Source organism: Citrobacter sp. Ce006 (assembly GCF_030336535.1).
GTDB lineage: Bacteria > Pseudomonadota > Gammaproteobacteria > Enterobacterales > Enterobacteriaceae > Citrobacter > Citrobacter europaeus.
On record NZ_JAOWDO010000067.1, the window covers coordinates 522542 to 537991 of the forward strand.

Below are 15450 nucleotides of genomic sequence, written 5' to 3' on the forward strand. Positions count from 1 at the left end.
TTAATAGCAAAAGTAGCGAATGAAATGGAAAAACACCGGCGCGGTAAAGATCAGAGAATCCAGTCGGTCAAGGATCCCGCCATGACCTGGCAGCAATGTTCCGCTGTCCTTCACGCCGATATCGCGCTTGATTGCCGACATCACCACATCGCCACAAAAACCACTGATGCCGATAATAAAGCCCGCCAGCAGCGACAACGGAATGCTTAACGGCGTCATCAGCGGCCCAAGCAGCGCCGCCATCAGCGTGGTGGTCGCTACGCCGCCGACCAGTCCCGCCAGTGTCTTATTAGGGCTGACTCTGGGGATCACTTTGATGCGCCCAATCGATTTGCCCCACAGGTACTGCGCAATATCATTGAATTCCGTTAAGCCAACCAGGAACAGCACCAGCAATGCGCCGGTTTGTTGGCCATCATCAGGCAGAACCAGCAAAAACGCGACATGGCTGAAGGCAAAAACGGTGGTCATCAGGCTCCAGTGATGCTGCGAGGCGTAGCGCAAGAAGCCCTGCGTATCGCCCGCAATCACCATTCGCACGGGTAAGAATAAAAAAGCGTAGACCGGGATAAACACCACAAACATGCCGTACCAGTTAATACCGATCAGCCAGTAGTTGACTGGAATAGCAATGAACATCCACAGCAGCGGCATGCGATCGGTCTGACGCGACGGCGCCAGCGTTAAAAATTCCTTTAACGCCATGAAGCTGACCAGCGCGAAAAAGGTCAGCGCCAACCAGTGCGGACTTAAAATCGCCAGAGAAAACAGGACGATGATTATCCACCAGGTGCGTATACGTAATGTCAGTTCCCGCCAGTCTTTATCCGGTCGTCGCCACACCAGTAATCCATTCACCACTGTTGCAACCAGCAGCAGTGCAAAAATGACCGCGAGTGACTTCTCCAGCATCATCATTGCGCCACCTCTTCGCGTAATGCGCTTCTACAGCGGTTAATCACTGTCCATAGCAGCAGGAGAATAGCAACACTCCACAGCACATTGTTCCACTGTACAAGCTGCGGCCACAGAGTCAGCGCCAGACCCCATGCGCCAAATACCAGCGCCCGGTCACTTTTCCCCAGCGGCCCGGCATAGCTGCGAACGCCATTAATCGTTTGTGCCAGAACGCCGCAAAACTCCGTCATTACCGCACAGAACAGCATCACCATAACCAGCAATCCATTACTGTCAGGAAGCAGCATAAACGGCAAATAAAGCGCTATATCTGAAAGAATATCCCCGCTCTCGTTCAGAATGGCCCCAAGGCGTGACTGCTGGTGACATTCACGCGCCAGCATACCGTCGAGGGCATTGAGCGCCATTCGAATAAACAGCACGATGGGCAGGAGAACAAAGTATTCAGGCTGGGGGAAAATCACCAGTACGCCGCCGGTCACAAAAGAGAGCGCCATTGCGGCAAGGGTAACGTGATTCGCTGTGACGCCTTTTTTATGTAGCCAGAACATTAATGGGCGCAGAAGTGCCTGGAAGGCGGGCTTGATCTGATAAAGCGTCATCATCACTCCTTGATAATTTACGGTGTTGACTATAGTGGATTAATTAACAGTACCCGCCTATTACTTTTCTTTGGATTAAACAGAAATCGGATTCTATCTACAACTCCGTTGATTATTTTCTCAGCCACTTGCCATTAATACCCTGCACATACTCTCCTGGTTTCGCGCGAGCAACCAGCTTTTGCCCGGCCATTTTCGCCACTTCATCAGGCGGAATGTTGTTGCTCCTGGCCAGTTGCTGATAGCTGGCGCTGCGCGCTTTGTTAATCTCATTCACCAGCGCCTGCGTTTCTGCGTCGGTTTGCAATGCCGCCAGATAACCATTAAGCGTTTCGCCCACCCGCCCCTCGGTTCTGGCTTCACTCAGGGTCAATGCCCACACGTTGCCGCTCAAAAAACTCAACGCCACCAGGATCGCTACAAGCTGTTTTTTCATTGTGACCTCAGAACAGATCGCTGCGCGATTTTAATAAGCTCTCAACGTCTTTATCGACTTTGATATGGATCTCATGCTCAATTTTGACGTTCATATTAATCGTGATCGGCTCTTTTGGCGCAGCCACTTCGATTCTTGGAGTACACCCGACCAGCAGAGATGAAGCCAGCAGACCCAGCATGGCAGCTATCGTTTTCATTGTTGTTCCTCACATTCCTTGCCTTCCAGGCAATGGGGTTCCGGCAGCGCTGCATTTTGTTCAAGCCATGCCTGTAAATTGTCGCCAAAACGCAAACTGCGCCAGAGCGTAAAGACGTTTTCCTCGTGGGTGTAATTCAAATTAACCGTCCCCACTTTGCCATCCACCCGGCTATTACCAGTCACGTTTGCCTGCATGGTTAAAACGCCGAGGTTATCCAGATTTATTTTCGTCCAGGAATGGCTTATTTCCATATAGCGCAGCCAGTTAATGGCCGCACCCGCCGCCATATTATCTTTGACGACGGCATCTGCGGTATCCTTATCAATACGCAGCGTCATCGGCCCCGGGTTGGTTAACCATCCGTCTTTAATGATCCACTTCTCGTTATCCAGCCATAACGGCAACGCGCCGCTGACCGGGCCAGACATGGCGAATTGCTTGGGGTTAACCGCGCTGATAAGCTCACTCGAGGAGATATTCTGCACCCGCAATAATGCAGGATCGTGTTGCGGCATCCGCAGTTGCTGCATGATGACTTTGCCCCCCAGCAGTTCGGCGCTGACATCGCTTAACAGTAACGGATTAGCTTCGCTCCAGGGATACGCCCCCTGCAGATCGGCGGCGATATTTTTCACCGTCACCTGATTAACCACTTCCGCAATACGCAGTGAAATAGGCCCACGCGTACCCAACTGCCATGCGCCTTCGCTAAACCGGAAAGGCAGCACAAAATCGACGCCATTAATTTGGTTATCGGGCATCCAGGCGCTACCGCCTTTTAATACCCCATGACCACCGGCTTCAAAGCCCTGTTCCGGGGCAGCTGAAAACGCTACCTGCGCATACAGTTCCCCTTCACGTAGCTTCATTTTCCAGTCAGGTGGGATGAGCGGTTGAAAGACGGTGAGCGATTGTTTTGGCCACCAGGCCTGTCCGCGCAGTCGGATCCCGTCCCAACGACCATTTAGCTGTACAGGGCCAATCGCCCCCGCGTGAAGCTGGCCTTTATACTGGAAAATCGTCGGGTCGGTGCCTTCCACACTGAACTTCAGGGTTGACGGTGGTAACACACTTCCCCCGGTGAAAGTGGTGTTCCCTGCGTCCAGCGACAGCGCACCGCTAAACGTCGGTTTGTTGGCATCCCGCACCCAGACAATGGGTTCGTCCATCACCAGGCGCGGGTTATCCACCTGCATGGTGCCGTATTGCAGATGATCAAACCCGGTGGAGAGATCAAAAAGCTTCAGGGTATTGTCATGCCATTCCCCCTTACCCGCCACGTCCCAACGCGCATGCATCGGCGTAAAGCTGCCTTTGCCCCAATATCGCCACTGCCAGCGACCCGCGTCGGGGAGAAAATCATTTGCCAGACCATCCAGATGCAATTCAAAACCGCCCATCTGGTTTTCATGCGCGCGCAATATAGCCTGCAGACGGCCATCCACGCCGCGTTGCGTTACCTTTACGCCCGCCAAAGGCCAGCGAATTTCGTCAATATCCAGCGAGTCGATCACCCGTCCGCGTGAACGCAGCAGCGCCCCTGGCTCAAAAACAAGTTGCGGGTCGTTCAGGCTGCCAGTCAGTCTGGCGGGTAACCTGGCGTAGAAGATGAGATCGCCCTGTTTCGCCTCGCCGATCAACTGCAACGGCATATCGCTACTATCCACACCCAACTTGCCCGGCCCCAGCGTTAATACGGCGTTTCCTTTACCCGCATCGCCTTGAGTAAGTATGTTCAGACGTCCGCTCACCACGGCATTTTCCAGCCCGGCCTGCCAGTTTTCAACTTTCATGCCCAGCCGTCCGCTTAGCGGAAATCCCTGATAAGGCCAGTTCCAGCGACCGTCGCTAATGGTTAACTGCTGACGGGTTATTTCCCACGGAAGATCAAGCAGCGGATCGGCATTATTTCGCGCCATGACGATCAGTTGTCCGCTGTTTTCTTGCCATTCAAGTTCGGCATCCACAAGCGTTGGCTCCTGCGGCAGGCTTAGAGTAGCAACCGCATGACCGCTCACCGGTAATCCATCGGGAACCAGCGGCATGGTAAATTCACCGACCAGTTTTATCGGCGGTTGCCCTTCAAATGCGGCGATATCCAGCTCATTTACCGTGAGATTTTGCCCATGCAGGCTCCCCTGGAATTTAACCTTTTCACCCTGGTAGCGCAGTTGCTGGCTAGAGGGAGTTAGCGAGAGCGACAGTTTTCCCTGCCATTCCTGCCAGGGAGAGAGAATGACTTTGTCGATGTTAATCCAGGTATTGGGCAGCATAGATTGCCATTCTGCCAACGTTTTGGGCGCTACCGGGGATGATTCTGTCTGCGGCAACCTGGCCAGGCAAGCTGAATCCAGCTCCACAGCCCCGACATTGAGCAACCAACGACTGGGATGGGAAAGATCCGCCTGAGTAATGCGCGCTAGCGGGCAATCATCGACCAGATAGCGGAGTTCCGGAATATGCAGCCCATGCCGTGTCAGCCGTGGACTCTCATCCAGCGCGATGCGCGTGCCAACAGGTAACCAGATACCGACCAGCGTAGGAACCCACAGGCCAAGCGTCATTACCAGCGTCAGCGGCACGAGAATTAATAATAAGAGGAGTGCCAGAACGGCTTTATATTTACCCTTCATGGGTAGTTAATATCCTGATTTAGCGAAAATTTAAGCCGGTTTAGGCCAGTATTGTGGCATGTTTAACAGGATATGCCCACATTAAGAATAAATTCCCATGAAGTATACGCAGAGTTAATGAATGAAAGAGAACCAGGAAAACATCATTTAATTCAATGAGATAAATTATTATATTATATGGCACGCTGTTACACGTGCCGTCGGGAATAGTAAGATTCAGACTCAATGAGGCCTCAGTTGTCCATCGCTATGTTTAGGTCCTATACGACCCGCTTCGATCAGAATTTCCTCGATAAGTTCTTCGAGGCACTCCCTACCGTGATGATCGCAGACCAGATGTACCTGCCGGGAAATCTCATCAGGTTTCATACCATCGCATAATGCCGCTTTGAGCATTAAGGTGGCCCATCGTTTTGCTTCAGAGTGAGTTAACATGACCCCTCCCGATATTTGCTACCTGTATAAGCGTAGCCTTCCGGATGTGATTCGGCTGGCTTTTTATCTGCGGCGATATCTGGGGGTTGAGTTGGATGGAAAAATATCCGGTTGTTGAAATTGAGTAACCTGCCCACACTAACAACAGATGCGCTGAAATTATTCATTACGCCTATGACTATCAATAACTTTTTAGATTTTGTAAAATAATTTGAATTGGATTAATGTGACCTCAAAATCACTGGAGAAAGTCTTATGAAACTCGCCATCTATAGTACAAAACAGTACGACAAGAAGTATCTGCAGCAGGTTAACGAGGCTTTTGGTTTTGAACTTGAATTCTTTGACTTTCTGTTGACGGAAAAAACAGCGAAGACTGCCCATGGCTGCGAAGCCGTATGCATTTTCGTCAACGACGATGGCAGTCGCCCTGTTCTGGAAGAGCTGAAAAAGCATGGCGTGAAATATATCGCGCTGCGTTGCGCCGGGTTTAATAACGTCGATCTCGACGCGGCAAAAGAGCTGGGTCTGCAGGTCGTACGTGTACCGGCCTATTCACCTGAAGCCGTCGCTGAGCATGCGATTGGCATGATGATGACGCTGAATCGCCGTATTCACCGCGCCTATCAGCGTACCCGTGATGCCAACTTCTCTCTTGAGGGCCTGACCGGCTTTACCATGTATGGCAAAACAGCCGGGGTGATCGGTACCGGTAAAATCGGGATTGCTGCGCTGCGTATCCTGAAAGGTTTTGGTATGCGTCTGCTGGCGTTCGATCCTTACCCGAGCGCTGCTGCGCTGGAGTTAGGCGTTGAATATGTCGATCTTAAAACTCTGTTCGCAGAGTCCGATGTCATCTCCCTGCACTGTCCGTTAACGCCGGAGAATTATCATCTGCTCAATCACGAAGCCTTTGAGCAAATGAAAAATGGCGTGATGGTGATTAACACCAGCCGCGGCGCATTGATCGATTCGCAAGCCGCTATCGATGCGCTGAAAAACCAGAAAATTGGTTCTCTGGGTATGGACGTGTATGAAAACGAACGCGATCTGTTCTTTGAAGATAAATCCAATGACGTGATTCAGGATGATGTGTTCCGTCGTCTGTCGGCCTGTCATAACGTGCTGTTTACCGGTCATCAGGCCTTCCTGACCGCCGAAGCATTGACCAGTATTTCTGAGACTACGCTGCAAAATCTGGCGCAAATCTCCAAAGGCGAAACCTGTCCAAACGCCCTCTTTTAATCCCAGTGCTCCCCTGACTTCAGGGGGGCATTTTCAGACAATCACCGATGATAAAACATTCAGTATCATTATTATATTGAATGTATCCCGTCACAAACGTAGAGAAATTTAATGAAGAAAGTTGTCACGTTGATTGCGCTCAGCATGCTGATGGCTGGCTGTGTGAGCAATGGAAAAGTTTCCGTCAATCGCGATCAGTTGCAGCATCACCGCTTCGTTTTACAGAGCGTGAATGGTAAGGCCGTCACCGTCGCTAATAACCCGCCCGAATTGAGTTTTGGTGAAAACATGACGGTGTCGGGAAAGATGTGTAATCAATTCCACGGTCAGGGCAAACTGTCCGACGGCGAGTTGAAGGTAAAAGATATGGCGATGACCCGCATGATGTGCGCCGATCCACAGCTTAACGCGCTCGACGGGATCGTCAGCGAAATGTTTAAGCAAGGCGCACAGGTTGATCTGACTGCTGACCAGTTAACGCTGGCGACAGCAGAACAAACGCTGACGTATAAACTCGCGGACTTAATGTAAGAAACGCGCTGGCTTAATAGTTGCCACAGCTTCCGGCGGCAAGCGACTGCTCACTACAGCGTTTGCCGTTGGGTAACGCACACATTCCGATAGCTGAACCATCCAGTTGACGGGCAACGGAGAGCGAACCACCAATCATGGCGCAATTAGCTTCTCCAGAACTGGACATTGCAGCCCTCATCCCCGGTGCGACATGCGCGGCGGTTGCCTGCTGAACAGGTTCACTGCTACAAGCCGATAATAATAACGCGGCACACCCTACCCAAAACGCTGCGCGCATCTTACTCCCCTCTGAATATTAACCAAACGACACAGCCATAAATAATAGGCAGCGGAAACACCGCCGTCGAGAGGCAATATGCGCATTTATGCGCGTTGTTTACATTTTCTGGCAATTTTTTGCCTGCTCCTTTGATCAAACCATTCATTCTGTTAATTCCAGGGACACAAAAGCGAAAATCTGTCTGAACGGCTTTTGCTAAAATAGAAAGATAATTACAGGACTCGCCGCTGTTACGCGTGTCCCTCTTTTTGCGCAATGTAAGGGTGTCAGTATGATCACAATTGACGGTAATGGTGCGGTTGCTTCAGTCGCATTTCGTACCAGCGAGGTTATCGCCATCTACCCAATTACGCCAAGTTCGACTATGGCTGAACAGGCAGATGCCTGGGCCGGGAACGGGCTTAAAAACGTGTGGGGGGATACTCCTCGCGTCGTGGAAATGCAGTCGGAAGGCGGTGCGATAGCGACCGTTCATGGCGCATTGCAGACCGGTGCGCTCTCTACGTCGTTCACCTCATCGCAGGGCCTGCTGCTGATGATCCCGACGCTGTACAAACTGGCCGGTCAATTGACCCCGTTTGTACTACACGTTGCGGCGCGTACGATAGCCACTCACGCATTATCGATCTTTGGCGATCATTCTGACGTGATGGCGGTGCGCCAGACGGGATGCGCAATGCTGTGTGCCAGCAGCGTCCAGGAAGCACAGGACTTTGCGCTAATTTCGCAAATGGCCACCCTCAAAAGCCGGGTCCCGTTTATTCATTTCTTTGATGGTTTCCGTACTTCGCATGAAATTAATAAAATAGTGCCGCTGGCCGATGACACGATCCTCGGACTGATGCCGCAGGCGGAAATCGATGCTCACCGTGCCCGCGCACTTAATCCTGAGCATCCGGTTATTCGCGGCACGTCTGCGAACCCTGACACCTACTTCCAGTCACGCGAAGCAACTAACCCGTGGTACAACGCGGTTTACGATCACGTCGAGCAGGCAATGAACGACTTCGCCGCTGCGACGGGTCGCCAGTACCAGCCATTTGAATATTACGGCCATCCGCAGGCAGAACGCGTCATTATTCTGATGGGCTCGGCAATTGGCACCAGTGAAGAAGTCGTTGAAGAGCTGCTGGCGCGCGGCGAGAAAGTGGGCGTTCTGAAAGTGCGTCTTTTCCGCCCATTCTCTGCCAAACATTTACTACGCGCCCTGCCGGAAACGGTACGGAGTATTGCCGTCCTGGATCGCACCAAAGAGCCTGGCGCGCAGGCTGAACCGTTGTATCTGGATGTGATGACCGCGCTGGCGGAAGCCTTTAACTGCGGCGAGCGAGAAACGCTACCGCGCGTGATTGGCGGGCGTTATGGCCTTTCCTCCAAAGAGTTTGGCCCGGACTGCGTCATGGCGGTCTTTAATGAGCTGAGTAACGCCAGGCCGAAGCCTCGCTTTACGGTCGGGATCTATGATGATGTCACTAACCTGTCGCTACCGCTGCCAGAAAACACGCTACCCGGTAGCGCTAAGCTCGAAGCGCTGTTTTACGGGCTGGGCAGCGACGGTAGCGTGTCGGCTACCAAAAACAACATCAAGATTATCGGTAACTCTACGCCGTGGTATGCGCAGGGTTATTTCGTCTATGATTCGAAAAAAGCAGGCGGCCTGACGGTTTCTCACCTGCGCGTTAGTGAGCAACCTATTCGCTCAGCATATCTGGTGTCGCAAGCCGATTTTGTTGGCTGTCACCAGTTGCAATTTATCGATAAGTATCAAATGGCCGAGCGCCTGAAACCAGGCGGTATCTTCCTGCTTAATACCCCGTATAACGTGGATGAAGTCTGGTCGCGTTTGCCGCAGGAAGTTCAGGCTGTACTGAATCAAAAGAAAGCCCGTTTCTACGTCATTAATGCCGCCAAAATTGCCCGCGAGTGCGGCCTGGCTGCGCGTATTAACACCGTTATGCAGATGGCGTTCTTCCATCTGACGCAAATCTTACCCGGCGACAGCGCGTTGATCGAATTGCAGGGTGCGATTGCGAAAAGCTACAGCAGTAAAGGACAGGATCTGGTGGAACGTAACTGGCAGGCGCTGGCCCTGGCGCGTGAATCCGTCGCCGAAGTGGCGCTCCAGCCCGTTGATCCGCATAGCGCCAACCGCCCACCGGTGGTTTCTGATGCCGCACCTGATTTCGTGAAAACCGTCACCGCGGCGATGCTCGCCGGTCTCGGCGATGCCCTCCCCGTTTCAGCACTGCCGCCAGACGGCACCTGGCCGATGGGCACCACGCGTTGGGAAAAACGCAATATTGCAGAAGAGATCCCCATCTGGAAAGAAGAGCTGTGTACTCAGTGTAACCACTGCGTTGCCGCCTGCCCGCACTCGGCTATCCGTGCCAAAGTGGTTTCACCAGAAGCGATGGGAAACGCCCCTGCCAGCCTGCATTCTCTGGATGTGAAATCACGCGATATGCGCGGTCAGAAATATGTCCTGCAGGTTGCGCCAGAGGATTGCACCGGCTGTAACCTGTGCGTTGAAGTGTGCCCGGCGAAAGATCGCCAGAACCCGGAGATCAAGGCCATCAATATGATGTCGCGCCTTGAGCATGTTGAAGAGGAAAAAGTTAACTATGACTACTTCCTCAATCTGCCGGAAATCGATCGCACGAAGCTGGAGCGTATTGATATTCGTACCTCGCAGTTGATCACTCCACTGTTTGAATATTCTGGCGCCTGCTCTGGCTGCGGTGAAACGCCGTATATCAAACTGCTCACGCAGTTGTACGGTGACCGCATGCTGATCGCCAATGCGACCGGGTGTTCATCAATTTATGGCGGTAACCTGCCCTCAACGCCGTATACCACCGACGCCAATGGTCGCGGACCTGCATGGGCAAACTCACTGTTTGAGGATAACGCCGAGTTTGGTCTGGGCTTCCGCCTGACGGTGGATCAGCATCGTGTGCGCGTCATGCGTTTGCTGGAACAGTTTGCCGATAGCATTCCGGCTGAACTGAATGACGCCCTGCACGCTGAAGCCACGCCAGAGGTACGTCGTGAGCAAGTTGCAGCACTGCGCCAGCACCTGAAGGATGTCGAAGGCGCACAGCAGTTGTTAACCGATGCCGACGCGCTGGTCGAGAAATCTATCTGGTTGATTGGCGGTGATGGCTGGGCTTACGATATTGGTTTTGGCGGCCTGGATCACGTCCTGAGCCTGACCGAGAACGTCAATATTCTGGTGCTGGATACTCAGTGTTACTCCAACACAGGTGGGCAAGCGTCGAAAGCCACACCGCTCGGAGCCGTCACTAAATTTGGTGAGCATGGCAAACGCAAGGCTCGCAAAGATCTTGGCGTCAGCATGATGATGTACGGTCACGTGTATGTTGCACAGATTTCTCTGGGCGCTCAGTTGAACCAGACGGTGAAAGCTATTCAGGAAGCGGAAGCCTATCCCGGGCCGTCACTGATTATCGCCTATAGCCCATGCGAGGAGCACGGTTACGATCTCGCACTAAGCCACGATCAGATGCGTCAGCTCACGGCGACCGGATTCTGGCCGCTGTACCGCTTCGATCCACGTCGCGCAGACGAAGGCAAACTGCCGCTGGCGTTGGACTCTCGCCCACCGTCAGACGCCCTGGCCGAGACATTGCTTAACGAGCAGCGCTTCCGTCGTCTGAATGCTCAACAGCCAGAAGTGGCTGAACAGCTGTGGAAAGACGCCGCCGCCGATCTGCAAAAGCGTTACGACTTCCTGGCCCAACTGGCAGGAAAAGCGGAAAAGAGCGGTACTGAGTAATACGTTTATCTCAGTATTAACCTGGAACCAAAAAAAAAGCCCGAACAGTCGTTCGGGCTTGTCAATTTATTCGCTGGCTAATTAATAATAGCTATCAATAGGTCAACGAAAAATAAAACGTGACAATAAAGGCATATAACACGCGCAGAATAGCCCAACACAATTCACTTGTATAATTTTTATTTTATATATTTCCATACAACACATTCATCGCAATTATCATCATTTCCGTAGAATTATTTATTTAAGGTTTTACTTAAGGCGTAACAATTCATATTTATCTCTTTACGGAACTTCTCCTTTAGCATGCTTTTACTCCCTACATGGGTAGTCACAGGTTAATAAAAAAACTAAAGGATTATTTCAATGAACAGAAAAGTACTGGCTCTCGTAATTCCTGCCCTGCTGGCTGCAGGCGCTGCTCACGCGGCTGAAGTTTATAATAAAGATGGCAACAAATTAGATCTCTATGGCAAAGTAGACGGCCTGCACTATTTCTCTGATGACTCTTCTAAAGATGGCGATCAGACTTATATGCGTATGGGCTTCAAAGGTGAAACCCAGATCAACGATCAGTTGGTTGGTTTCGGTCAGTGGGAATATCAGGTAAACGCTAACACTACCGAAAGTGATAAAGGTAATAGCTTTACGCGTCTGGCTTTCGCTGGTCTGAAATTCGGCGACTACGGCTCATTCGACTACGGTCGTAACTACGGCGTACTGTACGACGTTGAAGGCTGGACCGACATGCTGCCAGAATTCGGTGGCGACTCTTACACTCAGGCAGATAACTTCATGACCGGTCGTGCTAACGGTGTGGCAACTTACCGTAATAGCGATTTCTTCGGTATGGTGAACGGCCTGAACTTTGCGTTGCAGTATCAGGGTAAAAACGAAAATCAAAGCCTTAACGATGATAACGTAGGTACTAATAACCGTAATGGCGGCGATGCACGTTATGACAATGGGGACGGTTTCGGTATCTCTTCTACCTACGATCTGGGTATGGGCGTGAGCTTCGGTGCTGCCTATACCTCTTCTGACCGTACTAACGAGCAGATCAATTCCTTTAATGCAGGCGGCGACAAAGCTGACGCATGGACTACCGGTCTGAAATATGATGCGAACAACATCTATCTGGCCACTATGTATTCTGAAACCCGTAACATGACCCCTTACGGTAATGACGGTATCGCAAACAAAACTCAGAACTTTGAAGTGACTGCACAATACCAGTTCGACTTCGGTCTGCGTCCAGCTGTGTCTTTCCTGATGTCTAAAGGTAAAGATCTGAACAGCACCGACGGCGACAAAGATCTGGTTAAATATGCTGATATCGGCGCTACCTACTACTTCAACAAAAACATGTCCACCTATGTTGATTACAAAATCAACCTGTTGGACGAAGACGACAGCTTCTACACTCGCAATGACATCTCTACCGATGACGTTGTAGCATTAGGCCTGGTTTACCAGTTCTAATCCCTCAGCCCGCTGGCAACAGCGGGCTCTCTTTCTGTTCTAACAATTCTGTTTTATCCAGATCAAAACATTATATCTGTTGCGCTAAAACACTTCTCTGATAGATGATATCTTGCATTAAGATCGGTAGTAGAGGATACCTGCAATGAATCATCATCCTGTAAAATCATCCCGTATTGCATCCGTCGGCTATGACGAATCCTCCCGTACGCTAGAAATTCGCTTTCACCAATTGGCGACCCTGCAATATCAGCATGTGCCTGCCCGTATTTTTCGTGATTTCCTCAGCGTCGTTTCTAAAGGTCGATTTTACGATGGGGTAATAAAAGGAAAGTTTCCTGAAATTAAAATAAAGTGATGCCAAAATGTGATCGTTGTCATTGTACATAAAGTGCCATTACGCGGTAAGCTTTAGGAGGATGCTTAAACAGGAGGTTTTATGAACAGAACGATTCTTGTACCCATCGATATTTCAGACTCAGAATTAACTCAACGCGTTATCGCCCATGTTGAAGCAGAGGCAAAAATTGACGATGCACAGGTCCATTTTTTGACCGTCATTCCGTCACTGCCCTATTATGCTTCTCTGGGACTGGCCTACTCGGCAGAGTTACCGGCCATGGAGGATCTGAAAGCCGAAGCGAAATCTCAACTGGAAGAGATTATCAAGAAGTTCAATATCCCAACGGACAGAATGCACGTTCATGTTGCAGAAGGTGCACCGAAAGACAAGATTCTGGAGATCGCTAAAAAATTACCGGCTGATATGGTCATTATTGCCTCACACCGACCCGACATCACCACCTACCTGCTGGGTTCTAACGCCGCAGCCGTAGTGCGTCATGCGGAGTGTTCGGTACTGGTAGTTCGCTAATCTGTCTGGCCCGCACATCGCTGCGGGCTTTTTGTTTCTCCCTCATTTTCCCCACGATTCCTGATCGAAGCATACAAGGCCATTTCAGTATCGCTATGTCGTGACATCATTACGCCCTCTCTTGAAACCCGGATTAAAACAGAGTATAAATACTGTATATACATCCAGCAAAAAGAGCGATAAGCAATGTTCGTGGAACTCGTTTATGACAAAAGGAATTTTGATGGTCTGCCCGGTGCAAAAGATATCATTCTGGGCGAGTTAACTAAGAGGGTTCACCGGATCTTCCCCGATGCTGATGTTCGGGTTAAACCGATGATGACACTGCCGGCGATCAATACTGACGCCAGCAAGCATGAGAAAGAACAGATAAGCCGAACGGTGCAGGAAATGTTTGAAGAGGCTGATATGTGGCTGGTTTCAGATTAAACGCCTTGAACCGTCATATTGCTTAAGTACAATCCGCTGTGACTGGCAATCATTCAATACTCGCACTATCGGATGTTTGCCAGTTGGCCGCAGCCATGCTCTTGCATACGGTATGGTTGCGGCAGTTCACCACACCCTGTGGTTTTGCTTCCAGACACTACACGTTGATGGTTCAGAAATGAATTATCTGGCAGTGAGCGGTTCCACGAATATCTTCAGCGCTTCAATATCCGCCTTCGGTTGATTAATTACTTCCCGCCCGGGGCCACGCACCTTTATTCAATTATGCGGTTCCCTGTTCATTCTGGTCTGGTCACGGAGAGCAAAAACCTGACTACTCTATGAGTAGCATCAGTGCCAGATGGAACGCAGCTGTAAAACGTGCTGGTATTCGTCGCCGTAATCCGTACCATACGCGACATGCTTTTGCCTGCTGGCTGTTATCGGCTAGAGCAAACCCATCATTTATAGCTAATCAGATGGGGCATGAAAACGCGCAAATAGTGTCCGAAGTCTACAGTACATGGATTAAAGAAATGAATGGCGATCGGGTTGCAATGTTGAATAACAAACCAGCCCTGTGATGGAAGTTTGTCCCTTATTATGCCCCTTTGGTTTTTGAGAACGGTAAGAATGCAAGATAATCAACAAGCTACAAAGAAAGAACAATACAACCTGAACAAATTACAAAAACGTCTGCGTCGTAACGTCGGCGAAGCCATTGCCGACTTCAATATGATCGAAGACGGCGATCGCATTATGGTGTGTCTTTCCGGCGGGAAAGACAGCTATACGATGCTGGAGATACTGCGTAATTTGCAGCAAAGCGCCCCGATCAGTTTTTCCTTAGTTGCGGTTAACCTCGATCAGAAACAACCCGGCTTCCCGGAGCACATTCTGCCGGAGTATCTGGAAAATCTGGGCGTTGAATATAAGATTGTCGAAGAAAACACCTACGGGATCGTCAAGGATAAAATCCCTGAAGGTAAAACGACCTGCTCACTCTGCTCTCGCCTGCGTCGCGGCATTCTGTATCGCACGGCAACTGAATTAGGCGCCACCAAAATTGCGCTCGGCCACCATCGCGACGACATCCTGCAAACGCTGTTCTTAAACATGTTCTACGGCGGGAAAATGAAAGGTATGCCACCGAAGTTGATGAGCGATGACGGCAAACATATCGTCATCCGTCCGCTGGCTTACTGCCGTGAGAAAGATATCGAGCGTTTCTCTGAAGCAAAGGGTTTCCCGATTATTCCGTGTAACCTGTGCGGCTCACAGCCTAACCTGCAGCGTCAGGTCATCGCCGATATGCTGCGCGACTGGGATAAACGCTATCCGGGCCGGATTGAAACCATGTTCAGCGCGATGCAGAACGTTGTGCCTTCACATCTGAGCGATATCAATCTGTTCGACTTTAAAGGCATTAAGCACGGTTCAGAGGTTGTTGACGGTGGTGACTTAGCGTTCGATCGTGAAGAGATCCCGCTGCAGCCTGCGGGCTGGCAGCCAGAAGAAGAAGATGCTCAACTGGATGAGCTGCGTCTGAACGTGGTGGAAGTGAAGTAAACGTCTGTCAGGCCT

At 50.8% G+C, this 15450-nt stretch carries 14 protein-coding genes and 1 pseudogene; 9 read left to right on the forward strand and 6 right to left on the reverse strand.

Annotated elements, in window-relative coordinates; genetic code table 11:
- The 5 genes from OGV94_RS11545 to OGV94_RS11565 form a co-directional block, all read right to left on the reverse strand.
- Positions 1–918, reverse strand: a complete 918-nt coding sequence (locus OGV94_RS11545) for a phosphatidate cytidylyltransferase (RefSeq protein ID WP_043016215.1) — start codon at positions 916–918, stop codon at positions 1–3.
- A complete protein-coding gene (locus OGV94_RS11550) occupies positions 915–1520 on the reverse strand; it encodes a CDP-alcohol phosphatidyltransferase family protein (RefSeq protein WP_075146222.1) in 606 nt (201 codons plus the stop codon). The genes OGV94_RS11545 and OGV94_RS11550 overlap by 4 nt, the downstream gene beginning before the upstream one ends.
- 112 nt (positions 1521–1632) lie before the next feature.
- Entirely contained in the window at positions 1633–1956 is a 324-nt protein-coding gene (locus OGV94_RS11555) for a YdbL family probable chaperone protein (RefSeq protein WP_075146223.1), read from the reverse strand.
- 7 nt (positions 1957–1963) lie between these two features.
- Positions 1964–2155, reverse strand: a complete 192-nt coding sequence (locus tag OGV94_RS11560; protein WP_003020350.1) for a YnbE family lipoprotein — start codon at positions 2153–2155, stop codon at positions 1964–1966.
- Positions 2152–4791 carry a YdbH family protein gene (locus tag OGV94_RS11565; protein WP_080625233.1) on the reverse strand — a complete coding sequence of 880 codons (2640 nt, stop codon included), beginning with the start codon at positions 4789–4791 and terminating at the stop codon, positions 2152–2154. The genes OGV94_RS11560 and OGV94_RS11565 overlap by 4 nt, the downstream gene beginning before the upstream one ends.
- Positions 4792–5481: 690 nt before the next feature.
- Between OGV94_RS11565 and OGV94_RS11570 the strand changes: the two genes are divergently transcribed.
- On the forward strand, positions 5482–6471 hold the full coding sequence (locus OGV94_RS11570) for a 2-hydroxyacid dehydrogenase (RefSeq protein ID WP_003833196.1): 990 nt from the start codon (positions 5482–5484) through the stop codon (positions 6469–6471).
- Positions 6472–6582: 111 nt separating this feature from the next.
- Positions 6583–7002: a heat shock protein HslJ gene (hslJ, locus tag OGV94_RS11575; protein WP_047411022.1), complete on the forward strand. Its 420-nt coding sequence runs from the start codon at positions 6583–6585 to the stop codon at positions 7000–7002.
- A 13-nt stretch (positions 7003–7015) separates the two neighbouring features.
- Here hslJ and OGV94_RS11580 read toward each other — a convergent pair whose 3' ends face one another.
- Entirely contained in the window at positions 7016–7282 is a 267-nt protein-coding gene (locus OGV94_RS11580; RefSeq protein WP_045442854.1) for a putative hemolysin, read from the reverse strand.
- A gap of 274 nt (positions 7283–7556) precedes the next feature.
- Here OGV94_RS11580 and nifJ point away from each other — a divergent pair, with 274 nt between their 5' ends.
- The 7 genes and pseudogenes from nifJ to ttcA all read left to right on the forward strand — a co-directional run bounded on the left by nifJ (position 7557) and on the right by ttcA (position 15435).
- Positions 7557–11081 (forward strand): pyruvate:ferredoxin (flavodoxin) oxidoreductase, encoded by a 3525-nt coding sequence (nifJ, locus tag OGV94_RS11585; RefSeq protein WP_286523375.1) that lies wholly within the window; start codon positions 7557–7559, stop codon positions 11079–11081.
- A 366-nt stretch (positions 11082–11447) separates the two neighbouring features.
- Positions 11448–12563 (forward strand): porin OmpC, encoded by a 1116-nt coding sequence (gene ompC, locus OGV94_RS11590; RefSeq protein ID WP_043016209.1) that lies wholly within the window; start codon positions 11448–11450, stop codon positions 12561–12563.
- Between the two features lie 145 nt (positions 12564–12708).
- Positions 12709–12921: a KTSC domain-containing protein gene (locus OGV94_RS11595; protein WP_043016208.1), complete on the forward strand. Its 213-nt coding sequence runs from the start codon at positions 12709–12711 to the stop codon at positions 12919–12921.
- An 81-nt stretch (positions 12922–13002) separates the two neighbouring features.
- Entirely contained in the window at positions 13003–13437 is a 435-nt protein-coding gene (uspF, locus tag OGV94_RS11600; protein ID WP_043016207.1) for a universal stress protein UspF, read from the forward strand.
- A gap of 186 nt (positions 13438–13623) precedes the next feature.
- The gene (locus tag OGV94_RS11605; protein WP_003840850.1) at positions 13624–13866 is read left to right on the forward strand and encodes a DinI family protein; all 243 of its coding nucleotides are present in this window, start codon (positions 13624–13626) and stop codon (positions 13864–13866) included.
- 314 nt (positions 13867–14180) lie between these two features.
- Positions 14181–14450: pseudogene (locus tag OGV94_RS11610) on the forward strand (tyrosine-type recombinase/integrase); the annotation flags it as partial.
- Between the two features lie 49 nt (positions 14451–14499).
- The gene (gene ttcA, locus OGV94_RS11615) at positions 14500–15435 is read left to right on the forward strand and encodes a tRNA 2-thiocytidine(32) synthetase TtcA (RefSeq protein WP_075146227.1); all 936 of its coding nucleotides are present in this window, start codon (positions 14500–14502) and stop codon (positions 15433–15435) included.
- The last annotated feature ends 15 nt before the right edge of the window (positions 15436–15450 follow it).